The organism is Rhizobium sp. SEMIA4064 (assembly GCF_003025035.1).
Lineage (GTDB): Bacteria > Pseudomonadota > Alphaproteobacteria > Rhizobiales > Rhizobiaceae > Rhizobium > Rhizobium paranaense.
The window spans coordinates 250,583-266,810 of the sequence record NZ_PYJN01000019.1; the positions used below are offsets into that span (position 1 = coordinate 250,583).

At 59.7% G+C, this 16,228-nt stretch carries 14 protein-coding genes and 1 tRNA gene; 7 read left to right on the top strand and 8 right to left on the bottom strand.

Annotated features, from left to right (window positions below; genetic code table 11):
* Positions 1–80: 80 nt before the first annotated feature.
* The 7 genes from C9E91_RS14935 (at position 81) to C9E91_RS14970 (ending at position 8,597) form a co-directional block, all read left to right on the top strand.
* Positions 81–323, top strand: coding sequence for a DUF982 domain-containing protein (locus C9E91_RS14935; RefSeq protein WP_107109069.1), 243 nt, complete (start codon positions 81–83; stop codon positions 321–323).
* A gap of 475 nt (positions 324–798) precedes the next feature.
* Positions 799–2,769 (top strand): hypothetical protein, encoded by a 1,971-nt coding sequence (locus C9E91_RS14945; RefSeq protein ID WP_107109071.1) that lies wholly within the window; start codon positions 799–801, stop codon positions 2,767–2,769.
* A gap of 304 nt (positions 2,770–3,073) precedes the next feature.
* Complete coding sequence (locus C9E91_RS14950) at positions 3,074–5,122, top strand: O-linked N-acetylglucosamine transferase, SPINDLY family protein (protein WP_107109072.1); 2,049 nt, start codon at positions 3,074–3,076, stop codon at positions 5,120–5,122.
* A gap of 84 nt (positions 5,123–5,206) precedes the next feature.
* Positions 5,207–6,412 carry a DUF6250 domain-containing protein gene (locus tag C9E91_RS14955; protein WP_414125461.1) on the top strand — a complete coding sequence of 402 codons (1,206 nt, stop codon included), beginning with the start codon at positions 5,207–5,209 and terminating at the stop codon, positions 6,410–6,412.
* Between the two features lie 722 nt (positions 6,413–7,134).
* A complete protein-coding gene (locus tag C9E91_RS14960) occupies positions 7,135–7,365 on the top strand; it encodes a hypothetical protein (protein ID WP_107109074.1) in 231 nt (76 codons plus the stop codon).
* Between the two features lie 663 nt (positions 7,366–8,028).
* Positions 8,029–8,358 carry a YdcA family protein gene (locus C9E91_RS20160; protein WP_107109075.1) on the top strand — a complete coding sequence of 110 codons (330 nt, stop codon included), beginning with the start codon at positions 8,029–8,031 and terminating at the stop codon, positions 8,356–8,358.
* 23 nt (positions 8,359–8,381) lie between these two features.
* The gene (locus C9E91_RS14970; RefSeq protein WP_107109076.1) at positions 8,382–8,597 is read left to right on the top strand and encodes a hypothetical protein; all 216 of its coding nucleotides are present in this window, start codon (positions 8,382–8,384) and stop codon (positions 8,595–8,597) included.
* A gap of 97 nt (positions 8,598–8,694) precedes the next feature.
* Here C9E91_RS14970 and C9E91_RS14975 read toward each other — a convergent pair.
* The 8 genes from C9E91_RS14975 to C9E91_RS15010 all read right to left on the bottom strand — a co-directional run bounded on the left by C9E91_RS14975 (position 8,695) and on the right by C9E91_RS15010 (position 16,094).
* Positions 8,695–8,771, bottom strand: a tRNA-Met gene (locus C9E91_RS14975).
* Positions 8,772–8,937: 166 nt separating this feature from the next.
* Entirely contained in the window at positions 8,938–10,137 is a 1,200-nt protein-coding gene (gene mnmA / locus C9E91_RS14980) for a tRNA 2-thiouridine(34) synthase MnmA (protein ID WP_107109077.1), read from the bottom strand.
* 212 nt (positions 10,138–10,349) lie between these two features.
* Positions 10,350–10,997, bottom strand: a complete 648-nt coding sequence (locus C9E91_RS14985) for a CDP-alcohol phosphatidyltransferase family protein (protein WP_107109078.1) — start codon at positions 10,995–10,997, stop codon at positions 10,350–10,352.
* A gap of 4 nt (positions 10,998–11,001) precedes the next feature.
* Positions 11,002–11,388, bottom strand: coding sequence for a hypothetical protein (locus C9E91_RS14990; RefSeq protein ID WP_107109456.1), 387 nt, complete (start codon positions 11,386–11,388; stop codon positions 11,002–11,004).
* A complete protein-coding gene (locus C9E91_RS14995) occupies positions 11,385–12,335 on the bottom strand; it encodes a phosphatidate cytidylyltransferase (protein WP_107109079.1) in 951 nt (316 codons plus the stop codon). Before C9E91_RS14995 ends, C9E91_RS14990 begins: the two co-directional genes overlap by 4 nt.
* Positions 12,332–13,039: a lysophospholipid acyltransferase family protein gene (locus tag C9E91_RS15000; RefSeq protein ID WP_107109080.1), complete on the bottom strand. Its 708-nt coding sequence runs from the start codon at positions 13,037–13,039 to the stop codon at positions 12,332–12,334. Before C9E91_RS15000 ends, C9E91_RS14995 begins: the two co-directional genes overlap by 4 nt.
* Positions 13,040–13,176: 137 nt before the next feature.
* Positions 13,177–14,772: a phosphoglycerate dehydrogenase gene (gene serA, locus C9E91_RS15005; protein ID WP_107109081.1), complete on the bottom strand. Its 1,596-nt coding sequence runs from the start codon at positions 14,770–14,772 to the stop codon at positions 13,177–13,179.
* A 143-nt stretch (positions 14,773–14,915) separates the two neighbouring features.
* Positions 14,916–16,094 (bottom strand): phosphoserine transaminase, encoded by a 1,179-nt coding sequence (locus C9E91_RS15010; protein ID WP_107109082.1) that lies wholly within the window; start codon positions 16,092–16,094, stop codon positions 14,916–14,918.
* Positions 16,095–16,228 lie beyond the last annotated feature (134 nt).

Consider the following 16,228-nt stretch of genomic DNA (forward strand, 5'->3'; position numbering starts at 1 on the left):
GGCTTTGTGCCTCTGTCCGCAACAATGCTTGGAACGAAACCGCCGCTATCCCGTTTTGAAATGCCAAAACGAGGAGCGCGATGTTTCAAACCGCCTGGAGAAAGCCTGTCGTCGTACGCCTGCCGAAAAATATCCGCATCATCCGGACAGCGGCCGAGGCTACGGACTGCCTGACCGTGGATTGGCCGATACGCCACGGAAACGCCTATGAGGCCGCGTTGCGCGCCTGCATCGATTGCTTTGAAGGATATACCACCGCGAACGAAACCCGCATGGCTTTCGTCGCCGCCTGCCGCGAGGCGCATGCCCTGATAAGCGCATGACGCCGGGCAAACACATTTTCATGGCGCGGAGTATTAGGCCGGATCTTTTGCTAAGAAAAACTGGAGTTTGACGGTCGTTAATTCAAAATTAAAAGCAAACGAATAAAAGCGGTCTTGGGTCGCGAGAAGTCTGCTGAAAAACGCGATTCGCCCATGAGTAAAAGACGCATCTGGGCGAACGGGGGTAGCAGGCAAGACGTCAGCGTCCAATGGCGTAGGGATCAGGGCCGTGCATGGCTCTGGAAGCATGATGCCCTTCCAACGCGCCGGCTCGTCCGAGCCATGTTCCGTGTAACTTCATTCTCTTCCGACAGGACGCCCGAATTGTCGACGCCGGTATTGGTGTCCGATTAAGCGGGTAACGCTGCCAGCAAACGCGCGTCCAACGACGCCGTAAAGGGACTTTGCTGGTCTTCTCGCGCGGCCGACGGCAGAGGGGTGATATTCGCATTCAGCTAACACTAGGGGCGCGTCCATGACTTCAGTTATTTCTTCTCTGAGCATCACTCAGATCAAAGCTCTTTCCACCACAACGATTAAGCAGCTCACCACCGACGACGTGGCAGCACTGAGCACCACGCAGATCAAGGCGCTGAGCTCAACGCAACTCTCCGCTTTTGAAACGCAGGACATCTCCACCTTCACCTCCACGCAGATTGGCGCCGTATCGACGAGCGCCATTCTTGGTTTGAACCTGGACCAACTGGCTGTTCTCTCCACGACCCAGCTCGGGGGCCTCTCGACCGAACAGGTCGCCGCGCTCACCACAGCCGACGTTGCCGGCCTCTCCACCGATCAGGCCAAGGCTCTCTCCACCAGCCAGGTGGCCGCTCTGACCTCGAAGCAGGTTGCAGTCCTCTCCACTGACGATGTTGCCGCCCTCTCCACCGACCAGATCGGTGTTCTGAAGACCGCGCAGGTCGCAGCCATGAAGTCGGCCCAGATCGCAGCTCTCTCCACCGACCAGGCCGCTGCACTGTCCTCGACGCAGATTGGCGCCCTGACGGCAACAGAAGTTGGCGCTCTCTCCACGGCCGACATCGCAACCTTCTCGACCGACGAAATCGCAGCGATCAGCACCGCGGCTTTGTCCGGCCTGACCTCTGATAAGGTCGCAGCGCTCTCTACTGATCAGGTTGCGGCTCTGAAGACCAGCCAGATCGCTAAGTTGAGCACTGCCCAGATCGGCGCACTCTCGACCGATCAGGCCAAGGTTCTGACCACCGATCAAGTGGCCGCTCTGACATCGACCCAGATCGCAGCTCTTTCTACAGACGACGTTGCCGCTCTGACCACCGCTCAGATCGGTGTTCTGAAGACAGCTCAGGTCGCCGCCCTGAAGTCGGCCCAGATCGCAGCCCTCTCCACCGACCAGGCTGCTGCTCTGTCCTCGACCCAGATCGGTGCCCTGACGGCAACCGAAGTTGGTGCTCTGTCCACCGCTGACATCGCGACCTTCTCGACTGACGAGATCGCAGCGATCAGCACCGCGGCTCTGTCGGGCCTGACCTCCGACAAGGTTGCTGCCCTCTCGACCGATCAGGTGGCCGCTCTGACCACCAGTCAGGTCGCGAAGCTCAGCACCACTCAGATCGGCGCTCTCTCGACCGACCAGGCCAAGGTTCTGACCACCGACCAGGTCAGTGCTTTGACAAGCTCGCAGATCGGTGCACTCTCGACTGACGATGTTGCCGCCCTCACTACCGCTCAGATCGGTGTACTGAAGACCGGTCAAGTCTCAGCCCTGAGCTCCGCACAGGTTGCAGCCCTCTCCACCGACCAGGCTGCCGCTCTGACTTCGACGCAGATCGGCGCTCTGACGGCAACGGAAGTTGGTGCTCTGTCCACCGCTGATATCGCAACCTTCTCGACCGACGAGATCGCGGCGATCAGCACTTCGGCTCTGTCCGGACTGACCTCCGATAAGGTTGCTGCTCTCTCCACCGATCAGGTTGCTGCTCTGAAGACCAGCCAGATCGCTAAGCTGAGCACCACCCAGATCGGCGCTCTCTCCACCGACCAGGCCAAGGTCCTGACCACCGACCAGGTCGGCGCGCTGACAAGCTCGCAGATCGGCGCGCTCTCCACCGACGACGTTGCCGCCCTCTCCACCGATCAGATCGGTGTGCTGAAGACCGGCCAAGTCTCGGCCCTGAGCTCCGCACAGGTTGCCGCCCTCTCCACCGATCAGGTCGCCGCTCTCACGAGCACGCAGATCGGCGCGATGACGGCCTCCGAAGTCGGCGCCCTCTCCACCGCTGACATCGCAACCTTCTCGACTGACGAGATCGCGGCGATCAGCACGGCGGGTCTGGCTGGACTGTCCACGGATGACATCGCGTCGCTCTCCAGCGCCCAGCTTTACGCTTTCACCACCACACAGGTGCAGGCACTGGATCAAGGACAGGTCTCAGCGGTCATCTCGGCCTACGCGGCCTACAACTAAGATCCAACGGATTGCGGCGCGGTTTCATACGCGCCGCAATAGACCTCAGCGTCGCGCGAGAGATTGCGCGGCGCTTTCTTCGTGAGATGTGAATCGGAATCGTTGCGATTTGCTCGTCATGCCTCTCGGCAGGCTACGGAGGGCCCACTTCGCCGTGTGTCATGGGCGGAGGACGTCCCGCTCCCTGCCACAGCTCCCACTGAAAACAACCAGTCCGACGCAAGCTAGCTGCGCTAGAAGGGATGACGCTTTCGCTCGTCAGTTCACACCCTCGGCCGCAAGGCCGTCTTGTCGCAGGATGTCCATGACCGTCAATATTGCCTCTGTCTCGCCCCAGGTCTCGCCGCTCGTCAGCGCGTCGGAGAGGGCGCGGAACCAGCAATTGCCGCTTGGCGAACTGTTCCAACTCGCCGAAGTTTTGAACGGCATCGGAAAGCACGCGCAGGCAGTTGAGCTTTACAAGACGTGGATCGCCTTCAACGACACCAATCCCCTGCTGCATCTTGCTTATTTCAACTATGCGGTTGCCGCCAACCAAAGTGGTGATACTGCGGGTGCGATCCACGCGCTGCGAGCCTGTCTGAAGCTGTCTCCGCAATTCGGGCCGGCGCACATCAACCTTGGCCGTCTGCTGGAAGACAGCGGCCTGCACGGCCGGGCTGTCGAGCAATGGCGAGATTTCGCAAAAGCGACCGCCGAGATCACGGCTGAAAAGATTGGCTATCGCCTGATGGCCCTCCAGCACATCGGCCGCGTTCTCGAAAGCGTCGGTTCGCTCGAAGAGGCGGAAGCGGCTTTATGGCAGGCGATCGAGCTGCAGCCCACCAAGACCGAGGCAGGACAGCATTGGACGTCGTTGCGGCAGCACCAATGTAAGTGGCCGACTTTGGTCACGTCCGAACACGTTTCGGCCCGGAACCTGTTGGACGCGATGTCGCCCTTGATTCTCGGCTGCTACACCGACGATCCCCTATTTCAGCTCGCCAAGGCCTATCGCTATCACAAATCTCTGATCGGGCGGCCCGATCTCCGTGATTTCCCACGCCAGGCCCCAAAGCAGAAATCGGGGACTGGAGAGCGCTTGCGCGTCGGCTATGTCTCATCAGATCTGCGCGATCACGCGGTCGGCTTTGCGCTTAGGGAAGTTCTGGAGCTGCATGACAAGAGCAGCGTCGAGGTCTTCGCCTATTATTGCGGCGAGCCCCGATCCAACGACGCAACACAAACGCGGATCAAGAACGCGGTGGATTGCTGGCGGGAAATCTCTACGCTCAGCGATATCGACGCGGCAAAGCAAATCCGCGCTGACGAGATCGACATTCTCGTCGACGTCAACGGATACACCAAACATGCACGCGCGAAGATCTTCGCCTACCGCCCGGCGCCGGTCATCGTCAATTTCTGCGGCTATCCCGGCACGACTGCCAGCCCGTTCCATCAATACATCATCGCGGACGAGCACATCATCCCGCCGGAGAACGAAATCTACTATACGGAAAAGGTGCTGCGGATTGCCTGCAACCAGCCCATCGACCGCAAACGGCTGATCGCCGCGCGGCCGACCCGCGCGGAAGCCGGCCTGCCGGAGGACGCCTTCGTCTACGCCTGCCTCAACGGCATGCAGAAGATCACCGCCAACTGCTTTGCCCGCTGGATGCAGATCCTTTCCGCGACACCCGACAGCGTGCTGTGGCTGCTGGCTGAGGCACCGGACGTCAACCAGCGCCTGCGCCAGATGGCCGAGCAAAACGGCGTGGCGCCCGAGCGTCTTATTTTCGCGTCCAAGGCCGCCAATCCAAACCATCTCGCGCGAATGGCGCTGGCCGATCTCTTCCTGGACACCTTCCCCTATGGGGCGCATTCCACCGCGGCTGACGCCATCACCGTCGGGCTGCCGGTCTTGACCATGCCCGGAAAAAGCTTCGCCTCGCGCTTCTGCAGCAGCATCGTTGCGGCTGCCGGCGTTCCCGAGCTGATCTGCAGCGGACCGGATGATTATGTCAGCCGCGCTATCGCGTTCGCGCATGACCGCGAGAGCCTCACGGCGATCCGGGATTCCTTGCAGCGCCAGCGCGAGACCAGCGCGTTGCGCGATATTCCAGGCCTTGCGCGGCGTCTCGAGCATCTGTTCTGGCAGATGCAGGGCGAGATCGAGCGCGGAGAAACGCCCGCGCCCGACCTGCGCAATCTTGATGTGTACTACGAGGTTGGCGCCGAGATCGTTCTGGAGAATATCGAATTCGAGGACGATCAAGACTACCGGCGCCGCTATCTCCAGAAACTGGCCCAATGGAACGATTACGCACCGCTTGCGAGCGACAGCCGTTTGTTGACTGAGCCGGCATCACTTTAAAGTTGGATTGCGGCAACGGCTGCGAGCGAAGAGGACACTATGAATCCTGTAATACTTGTGACATTCGCCGGGCGGCAAAAGCGAATGGAGATTTTGACCAAGTACATCCGCAAGGCAATCAATGACGGCATCATTGATGAATGGCACATATGGGATTTCACGCGTTCCTCTGAAGATAGCGACTGGGTTACGCGCGAATTCGGCCCGGCGCGATACATGGGGTCCGAAGCGCCCTATCAGGTAAAGGGAGCGGTCACGTCGCGTTCCTCTTTCCGCACCAATGCGAAAATAGACCACGATCTTCATATCGCCATTCTTCCGAATGGTGAGGACGAAACCTGTTACGAAATTGTCGTCGGTGGCTGGGTCAATACCCACTCGGTTCTTCGCAGCATCAACCGCAGCGACCTCAATAATTTCGCAAGCAGGGCTGAAGCCACGACGATTTGGAGCAAATCGACTCCCGGCGTTCTCTCACCAAGCCTGCCGAACCAGGTCGTCCTCAGCATCGACTCGGCCGGCGCTCCCGTACTTCAGGTGAACGGCGTGACGATCGGCAAATGGCCCGAGCTGAACTTGGGTTCCGGCGCATCGGTCATGGTCCGCGGGGGATGGGGCGCCGATTTGGAACTTTGCGATGTAAACGCCCCCGTGCGGCGTTATGTCGGCAATCCCAATGAAAAACTGCCCTATTGGCAGGCTTATGACTACTACGCGAAACGGCTGGAGCGGTTTTCCAGCGCGGTATTCCTGAAGTGCGACGACGACATCGTCTATCTGGACATCGAAAAACTCAATGAATTCATCGAGTTCAGAAGAGCCAATCCGAATTACTTCGTCGTCTCCGCAAATGTCGTGAACAACGGCGTGTGCGCCTATTGGCAACAACAAGGCGGCGCATTGCCCGATGACCTCGGCCATTTCGAGCGCCCCCCTGGCGGGTTCGGCGGGAGCCTGTGGCAGAGCGCCGAGCGCGCAACCCAGCTTCACGACTACTTCCTGGAAAAGGACGACAAGTACCTGCCTTTACCGAATAAGGTCATCGAATGGACGGAGCGCCAATCGATCAACTTCATATCCTGGCTCGGCAAAGACCTGCTGCATATGGCTCTTCCGAAAGGCGATGACGAATACGCCCTGACGGTCGACCTGCCGACCTTCCTCGATCGGCCCACCGCGATCTACGCGGACTTTACCGTCAGCCACCTCAGCTTCGGGCCGCAAGAGCATGGGCTGGATGTCGACCGTTTGATCAATGCCTATGATGCATTGAGCTCTTCACGCCTTTGACCTGCCCGAGGCTGTAGGCTCGGACACCACTCGACCGATACAGGTGCGCGTTCATTGGACTCGCGCCTGTACGGCGTTCCCTTACACCAGCCGTGCCGATCCTAGCGAATATTCATAACCGCAAAGACGAACGACCCGGCGGTAACGCATACTGCGAGTGTCACGTAGTAATCCATGATGCATCCCCCTTGCCGCACCAACGCGGCAAGGAGTCATAATCTTCACAAAAAGGACGCAAGAATGAACTCGTTGCGCACTTTTTCTGTCGCCTGGACTCACGGCGTTATCGTGAAGTGTTTTGCGGCTAGCGGAGCCTGAAGCTATTCCAATTCGAATCTCTTGCCTTGGCAAGGATAAGCCGGCCCTCTCGCACGGCGGCAAACAGAGCAAAAATTGCTGCGATTGTTATTAGATCCCAATGCATCGCTGGTCTCGTAATTCCTGGTAAAAGCGGCCGAGCATCGGCAACCGTCGCGGCAGGGCCTCTCACAGCATCAAGGCGACATTGCGTTCGCGGACGGCACTATTGCGGCATTGCAGCATGAAATTAACCGGCAAACATGAAGCCCATTGCCTGCCGCCAGCGCCAATAGCGCCGCGCACGCCGCATCGTCCTTGCCCAAAAGCGAGCTGACAGGCGTATGCCCTCTCGGATAGCTTGTCTTTCCGCGCCTATCATTGTTGACTTCTGCACAGTCATTACGCGCAGGACGGAGGAGAAGATGGGTACATCGCTTGTCGAACGTTTGGCAGACTGCGTCGGGCAAATCGAGGAGTTCTCGCAGCGCATCTCTCGCATTCAGGCCGGGGAAATTCAGCATCAAGCCAAATTCGGTGACGGCCCTTGGGAGGACATCACGGCCATAGTCCTCACTCACTATGAGGACATGCTGGAGAACTACAAATATTTCGCCGAGGATTTGAGACGACGCATTGATAATGGTGAAAGCTGAGTCGGCCTGATTTCTTCGCTATCAAATATCTCAGTAAGTGTGGCTCGCTTACGCTGTTGCGATCGCAACAAGTCTTTTGGGCCACCGCAGAAACAAAAAGTTACCCAAACTGGCCGAACAGAGGTTTTTGAATCCGCTTTCGCCTTTGATATAGAATTCGCATATTCTAATATAAGAGTTCTGTCATATTTCCTCCCCCCGCTGAAACTCAAGTAGGCGGGGGCTTTTTTGAGATGTCATTCCAGCTTAGTTTCGAGCGGAGGCTGAATAAATAAAGGCTGCGAAGTCGTCCGGCTTCCGGTCGCCGAGGTGAACTCACGCTACGTCACGCTATCTGTCACGCGACATCCCGCTCCCGCTTCTGTAATCAGTTCCGAAAATTCGGTTTGAGGAGCGAGATGATGTCGACTTCGATTCTGACTGCCATGACGGTATGCGCTGGTATAACCACGGTAGCGCTTATGGTGCTGCAGCTTCTTCATTGACTTCTGAGACGTTGGCGCCGCCGACGTCGCGACTTATCGGCGAATACTCGCACTCGATTTTCACGCAATTCCGGATAAAATCGTCATAATTTCAGGCGAAGCGGCCTCTTGCGCGCGGCTCATTCGACCTTCGCGTCTCATTGCAGCGATCGAATAGTTCTCGCACAGAGGGGACTTGATGCGAGCATGGATTGCAATCTGCGGAGCGACTTTGATCTTGGTGCCGGCTTATTGCGAGGCGGCCAATACACCCTGCAGCGGCCGCAAAGGCGGCATCGATCACTGCCAGGGATCAACTTTCATCTGCAATGACGGATCTGTCAGCGCGAGCAAGAAATCGTGCGAGTCTTACATGGGCGGCGCATCCCTTCTCGGATCAGCGCCCGCGGACATGGAACCAACGACTTCAACAGATTGCTCCTGCCGAGGTGGATCGTATTGCGTCGGGCCACGCGGCGGCCATTACTGCCTTACCGATGACGGCCGAAAGAGCTATCTTAGCAAATGATTGCTTGCCGAATGGAGGGTGCGATGGATTTGCATGAACGTCGGAAGAGCTACGAGCAGAAAATTGCCGAGCATCAGGAACAACTTCAGTCGATGGAAGAAAAGGACATCCGTCATTTTCGCCAGGAGGGCAATGGCCCTCTTGCCGAGATAACCGAGGAGATCAAGGCGGAATACCACCGACATATCGAAACCTATGCCGCCCTGATTGCCCAGATCGATGCGATTTTGGGCGTTTGAAGGCGGTGTCCGCGAACTGAATTGGCATGGAAGCCGAACCTATCAGCTATCTTTCAACACTGATCGGCAAGCCTGCTGATTTGCTTGGGGGGACTGATGGTAGCGGAGGAGGGATTTGAACCCCCGACACAAGGATTATGATTCCTCTGCTCTGACCTACTGAGCTACTCCGCCACTACAGCACATAGTCGGTTAGACTAAGTGCAAGGGCCAAACGAAACCGCCGCTCGAGGAGCGTTGGCTCGTCGGTTGAGCGGCTTATAAGGTGCGGTTCGGCTTTGTGTCAAGCGGATGATTTGGAAAAATCAATGCTTTCCCCTACCCCGGCGCGCTGCCGCCTTCAGGCGGCGACGGGGCTGGCCAGCAATGCTTTCAACGAGGCTTCCGCCGTCGGTTCGCGCTCGGAGCGTTCGATGAAGCCACCGCCATAGACGCGGGCGTCGTCACCGGGGGCGGAATAGAGCGCGCAGGCCTGGCCCGGGGCAACGCCGGCTTCGCCGATCGTCAGGTCGACATAAATGCCGGTCGCATCGGCATGCAGCACGGCGGGTGCCGGGGCGCGGGTCGAGCGGACCTTGGCGTAGCAGGCAAACCCTTCGCCGGAAGCCGCCTGACTCAGCGGCTCGTCGCCGAGCCAGTTGACGTCACGGAGATAGACACGGTGCGTCTCCAGCGCTTCTTTCGGGCCGACGATGACGCGGCGCGAGCGGGCGTCGAGATAGACGACATAAAGAGGCTCGCCGGTCGCGATGCCGATGCCGCGGCGCTGACCGATCGTATAATGCAGGATACCCTCGTGTTGGCCGAGCACGCGGCCATCGAGATGGACGATCTCGCCGGCAAGTGCCGCATTCGGCTTCAGCTTGGCGATCACGTCGGAATATTTGCCCTGCGGCACGAAACAAATGTCCTGGCTGTCGGCCTTCTTGGCGACGACGAGGCCCATTTCCTCGGCAAGCGCACGCGTTTCCGCCTTCGGCATGCCGCCGAGCGGAAAGCGCAGATAGTCGATCTGCTCCTGCGTGGTGGCAAAGAGGAAATAGCTCTGGTCGCGATCGGCATCGGCCGGGCGATAGAGCGCACGGCGGCCCGGATGGTCGGCGGACGAGTTCGGGCGCGAGCGGATATAATGGCCGGTCGCCAGCGCATCGGCGCCGAGTTCCTTGGCGGTTGCCAGGAGATCGGCGAACTTGACGGTCTGGTTGCAGGCAACGCAGGGGATCGGCGTCTCGCCGGCAACATAGCTTTCAGCGAAGGGATTGATCACTGTCTCGCGGAAACGCTTTTCGTAATCGAGCACGTAATGCGGAATGCCAAGCGTCTCGCAGACGCGGCGGGCATCATCGATATCCTGGCCGGCGCAGCAGGAGCCGGCGCGGTGCACGGCAGCGCCGTGATCGTAGAGCTGCAGCGTGATGCCGAGCACATCATAGCCCTGGCGCTTCAGAATGCCGGCGACAACAGAACTATCGACGCCGCCAGACATGGCGACGACGACGCGCGTATCTTCCGGCCTCTTGTCAAAATCCAGTGTGTTCACGGTCTTGCCGCCAATCTCAGTCGATCTTCGGTGCTGTCTTCTGTCCACCGGTTGCCATGCAAAAGCGGCGGATTTTTATCGTCTGCGGGCATACGGCAATTTGGCCGCCTAGCCTTGATGGATCAGGGATATAGAAAGGATTGCTGCCCGGCGCAAGGGGCGGCGAATCACCGACATTGCGACAGCCGCTCGCCATCGGATGAGATCGCCAATCAACCTCTGGCTTTTAGCTGCCGGATAAGATTGAAACCGCGCCGAAGCGCCGTCACCGCGGCCCCGACGGCGACGACCCAGAGCGCGATGGTCAGCACCCAGGAGCTGCCGCTCCACAGCACTTCCATAACAGACAGCAGGGCAGCCGCGGTGATCGTCGCCATACGATGCTGTTTGGCCATCGGGCCTCCGAAATCGCTGGGATTGCCAGTGGCGCGGCCGAGCTCGCGGACATAGGCGGTGAGAACGGCAAAGGCAGCGGCGGCCCAGCCGAGGCCCGGTGCGGCGATACCATAGCCGACGCCGGCAAAGATCAGGATATCGGCGACGCGATCGGGGAATTCATTCCAGAACGGCCCATCCGCCTCGCCCTTGCCGCCCTCGACCGCGACCATGCCGTCCAGCAGATTGCAGAGCAGGCGAAGTTGGCAGAAGAGGGCCGCAAGGATCAGCCATATGGCGCGCGACCCGCCGCCGCCCTGCCCCGACAGCCAGAAGGCCCCGCCAGCCAGCGCCGCCATGACCATGCTCGCCTGCGATATCTGGTTCGGCGTCACCGAGAGCCTCGTCATACGCCGCGCCAGCGCCTGCGCCCAGCGTGTGTTGCGGCTCGCCAAGGGCCGCCTGTCGCCCGTTCCCTCGCCCATGAACCTAACGCCTCCCGCTGGAAATCGAATAATTGTAGATCGCCGCATAGCTGGTCGAAACCAGCAGCGGCACCGCGATCGTCTTCAATATTTCCGGCGTGCCGCTGAGCGCATGGATCGTCACCAATATGCCGGTAGAGCCGAGACAGGCGATCAATGGCGGCGCCCAGAGAACCGTGAAGCCGCTGAACCGTCTCGACAGGGCTTCCACCACCGACTTCAGAAACAGCGTCAGGCAGCCGGAAAGAATGCCCTGGACGAGACCTGCGATCACCGGCTGCGGCATCGGATGCAGGCGGTTGGCAAAGACGGCCCATCCGCCCATGGCGAGAAAGGCGAAAAGCACATGCACGATGCTGCTGCCGGCAAGCGCCTTCACCCGCGCCGTCATGACAGCGACCACCAAAAGCGGACGAGATGAAAGAAGATCGGCGCGGAGAAGACGACTGAATCCAGCCGGTCGATCAGCCCGCCATGACCTTCGATCAGATGTCCCCAGTCCTTGACGCCACGATCCCTCTTGATCGCCGACATCACCAGCCCGCCGAAAAAGCCCATGAGGGTGATCACGAAGGCAAGCAGGCCGGCCTCAAACGGCGTAAACGGCGTGATCCACCAAAGCGCCGCCCCGATCAGCGTCGCGCTGGCGACGCCGCCGAGAAAGCCTTCGACCGTTTTGGATGGCGATAGTCTCGGCGCGATCTTGTGGCGGCCGAACAGCTTGCCCCAGACATATTGCAGGACATCGCTGAGCTGCACGACGATGACGAGGAAGGCGATCAAGAGGACGTTGCGACCCTCATAGCCGGGTATCTGCAGGGTCAACAATGCCGGCACATGCGAGGCGCAGAAGACACAGATCATCAGCGCCCATTGCACCTCGGCGATGCGCATCAGGAAGCGTTCCGTATCGCCGCGCAAGACCGCGATGATCGGCATGAACAGAAAGGCATAGACCGGGATGAAGATGGAAAAGATGCCGTATTGCCTGGCCCAGAGCAGATAATATTGCACTGGCAGGACAACAAAAAAGGCGGTTGCCAGTGCCCAATGGTCGGCGCGCCGGGTGTTGGTCAGCGTGATGAATTCGCGCAGCGCTGCAAAGGAGCAAAAGCCGAAAAGCAGGAGAACGCCGACACGACCGATCAGAAAGGCGATGCCGATCAGGATCACCATCGCCCACCAGGCCTTGATGCGGGCATTCAGGTTTTCGATCGCCGCGTTGGAGCCATCCGGCGACAGGCGGTGCTGCAGCACATAGCCGATGACGGATGCGACGATCAGTACGCCGAAGATACCGAGGACGAGATGGATCAGATCGGCGCTCGCCGCACTCATTCGCCATTCCCCGCTTGTTTTGGCCCCGCTTGATTGGGAGAGAGGGCCAGCAGCGCCGATTGCGCCCGTGCCAGAAAATCCGCCTTCTCTTCGTCTGCGCCAATGCGCAGCGCGTCACCGAAGGTCACTGTACAGATCAGCGGAATGGGCACGAACTCGCCCTTGGGCATGACACGGTTGAGATTGTTGATCCAGACGGGAACGAGATCGATATCGGGGCGAATCTTCGCCAGATGAAACAACCCGCTCTTGAAAGGCTGCAGGGGTACGTCGGTCAGGTTCCGCGTGCCCTCGGGAAATAGGATCAGCGAGGAGCCGGCATCGATGGCGGCCGCCATCTGCTCGATCGGGTCTTCCGTCCGCGCTTCGCGGTCCCGTTCGATGAGCACGGCGTTGAAGACGTCACGGCCGATGAAGCTGTTCAGCTTCGATTTCAGCCAATAGTCGGCGCCGGCGACCGGGCGGGTTCGCCGGCGAAGCCGCGGCGGCAGCACCGCCCAGATGAGGATGAAATCACCATGGCTGGAGTGATTGGCGAAATAAACGCAACGGCCGGCGGGCACGCCGCTTTCCGACCAGATCGCTCTCACGGCGGTAATGGCGCGCGCAAACAGCACGATCGCGACCGCAGCCGGTTTCGCGAGCCAAGCCGTCGCCGCCCTGCCCTTGATGCTGTCGAAACTATTCCGTTGTGACGCCCCCATGACAAAGAGATAGGCGCGTTCCGCGGGAGCCGATAGCCTCCTGCGTGAACTTATCCACAACCCGTTTGCAATCACGAAAAACCCGGTGCAACTCGCGTTGCGCCGGGCCTTCTTGTCGCTCTTGGGAGGAGCTTAACTTAGTCGACGTTGAACACCAGCGGCTTTGCCTGGCGGATCGCCTGGTGAGCGGTCAGCTTGCCCAAAACCTCATCGTTGATCGCGCCATCGACGTAAAGCAGCGCAATGGCATCGCCGCCCTGCTTGTCACGGCCGAGCTGGAAGTTGGCGATGTTGACATTGGCCGCGCCGAGCGTCGTGCCGATGAAGCCGATCATGCCGGGAACGTCGGTATTGGCGATATAAACCATGTGGTTGCCGACATCGGCGTCAAGGTTGATGCCCTTGATCTGGATGAAGCGCGGCTTGCCGTCGGAGAAGACGGTGCCGGCGACGGAGCGCGTCATGCTGTCGGTGGTGACCGTCAGCTTGATGTAGCCATCATAGACCCCGGTCTTGTCGCGCTTGACTTCGGCGAGCACGATACCCTTTTCCTTGATCATGATCGGCGCCGAAACCATGTTGACGTCAGCAACCTGATTGCGGATCAGGCCGGCCAGCAGCGCACTCGTCAAAGCCTTCGTGTTCATGCCGGCGGTCACGCCATCGTAGAGGATTTCGATTTCCTTGATCGGATCTTCAGTGACCTGGCCGACGAAGGCGCCGAGAACATCGGCGAGCTTGATGAACGGCTTCAGGATCGGCGCTTCCTCAGCGGTGATCGAGGGCATGTTGATGGCGTTGGAAACCGCGCCCTTGACGAGGTAATCCGACATCTGCTCGGCGACCTGCAGAGCGACATTCTCCTGCGCTTCCGTGGTCGATGCGCCGAGATGCGGTGTGCAGACGACATTCGGCAGGCCGAAGAGCGGGCTTTCCTTGGCGGGCTCGACTTCGAACACGTCGAAGGCGGCGCCGGCGACATGGCCGGACTTGATGGCGGCGGCAAGGGCCGCCTCATCCACCAGACCGCCGCGCGCGCAGTTAATGATGCGCACGCCTGGCTTCGTCTTGGCGAGCGCGTCGGCGTCAATGATGTTGCGCGTCTTGTCCGTCAGCGGCACATGCAGCGTGATGAAATCGGCGCGAGCAAAGAGTTCGTCGAGCTCGACCTTGACGACGCCCATTTCCTCGGCGCGTTCCTTGGAAAGGAACGGGTCATAGGCAACGACGTGCATCTTCAGACCGATGGCGCGGGCAATGACGATGGAGCCGATATTGCCGGCACCGATGACGCCGAGCGTCTTGCCGGTGATTTCGACACCCATGAACTTCGACTTTTCCCACTTGCCGGCCTGGGTCGAGGCATCGGCAGACGGAAGCTGGCGAGCAACGGCAAACATCAGCGCGATAGCATGTTCCGCAGTCGTGATCGAATTGCCGAAGGGCGTGTTCATGACGATGATACCGCGGCGCGAAGCAGCCGGGATATCGACATTGTCGACGCCGATACCGGCGCGGCCGACGACCTTGAGGTTCTTCGCCGCTTCGATGATCTTCTCGGTCACCTTGGTGGCGGAACGGATGGCGAGACCATCATAATTGCCGATGATTTCGAGCAGCTTTTCCTTGTCCTTGCCGAGCTGCGGCTGGAAATCGACTTCAACGCCGCGATCGCGAAAGATCTGGACGGCGGTTTCCGACAGTTCGTCGGATACGAGAACGCGAGGTGCCATGGAGGCCTCCTGGGAAATGGGTCAACGATGACAAGCAATTCCAGGAAAATGCGAAGCGGTTTTCCGTTGGGAACTGCGTGAAAATAACGAGAATTGCGAATGCTGGCTCCGCCCTCTCGGCGGAGCCCGTGGACGCTATGATCTCAGGCAGCAGCCTGGGAGAGCGTCGCCTTCTGCGTTTCGAAAGCCCAGGAGAGCCAGGGCATCAGCTTCTGCATGTCGGCAGCTTCGATCGTCGCACCGGCCCAGATGCGCAGACCCGACGGCGCGTCGCGGTAGTGGCCGACGTCATAGGCGACGCCTTCCTTTTCAAGCAGCGCGACCAGACCCTTGGCGAAATTCGCCTGACCGTCCTCATCGAGAGCGGCAATGTCCTTGTCGACGATCTTCAGGCAGACGGAAGTGTTGGATTCCGTCTCAGCCTTGACTGCGAGATTGGCAATCCAGTCGTTGGCAGCAACGAAGTCATGGATGACCTTGGCGTTGGCATCGGCACGGCCGATCAGCGCCTTGAGACCGCCGAGGTCCTTGGCCCAAAGAAGAGCATCGATATAGTCCTCGACGCAGAGCATCGACGGCGTATTGATGGTCTCGCCGGTGAAGATGCCTTCAATCAGCTTGCCGCCGCTGGTCATGCGGAAGATCTTCGGCAGCGGCCAGGCCGGCTGATAGGTCGTCAGGCGCTCGACGGCGCGCGGCGACAGGATGATGACGCCGTGTGCGCCCTCGCCGCCCAAAACCTTCTGCCAGGAGAAGGTGACGACATCGAGCTTGGCAAAATCAAGGTTCTGAGCGAAAGCGGCCGAGGTGGCGTCGCAGATCGTCAGGCCCTTGCGGTCGGCCGGGATGAAATCGGCATTCGGAACGCGGACACCGGAGGTCGTGCCGTTCCAGGTGAAGACCACGTCGCGGTCGAAATCGACGGCGGAAAGGTCGGGCAGCTCGCCATAGGCGGCTTCAAGCTTGCGGACGTCCTTGAGCTTGAGCTGCTTGACGACGTCGGTGACCCAGCCGGCCCCGAAGCTTTCCCAGGCGAGCATGTCGACGCCGCGCTCTCCGAGCAGCGACCACAGCGCCATTTCGACGGCGCCGGTATCGGAAGCCGGAACGATGCCGATGCGGTAATCCGCCGGCACTTCCAGAATTTCGCGAGTAAGATCGATGGCCTGCTTCAGCTTGGCCTTGCCGACTTTCGCACGATGCGAACGGCCAAAAGGCGCGTCGGAAAGCGCATCGAGCGTCCAACCGGGGCGCTTCGAGCAGGGGCCAGAAGAGAAATGGGTATTGTTCGGACGGATGTCCGGCTTGGCGAGCTTAGTCATGATGCTATCCTCTCAGATAGAAAGCTCCTCGTTGGGGAGGAGTGTCCCGCCGCCGGATATATTGGAAGCAGCCCGCCAGCGCAATAGATAAAATAAGCGGGTCGACAAGGCTTCACGAATTCGTGCAGCAATAG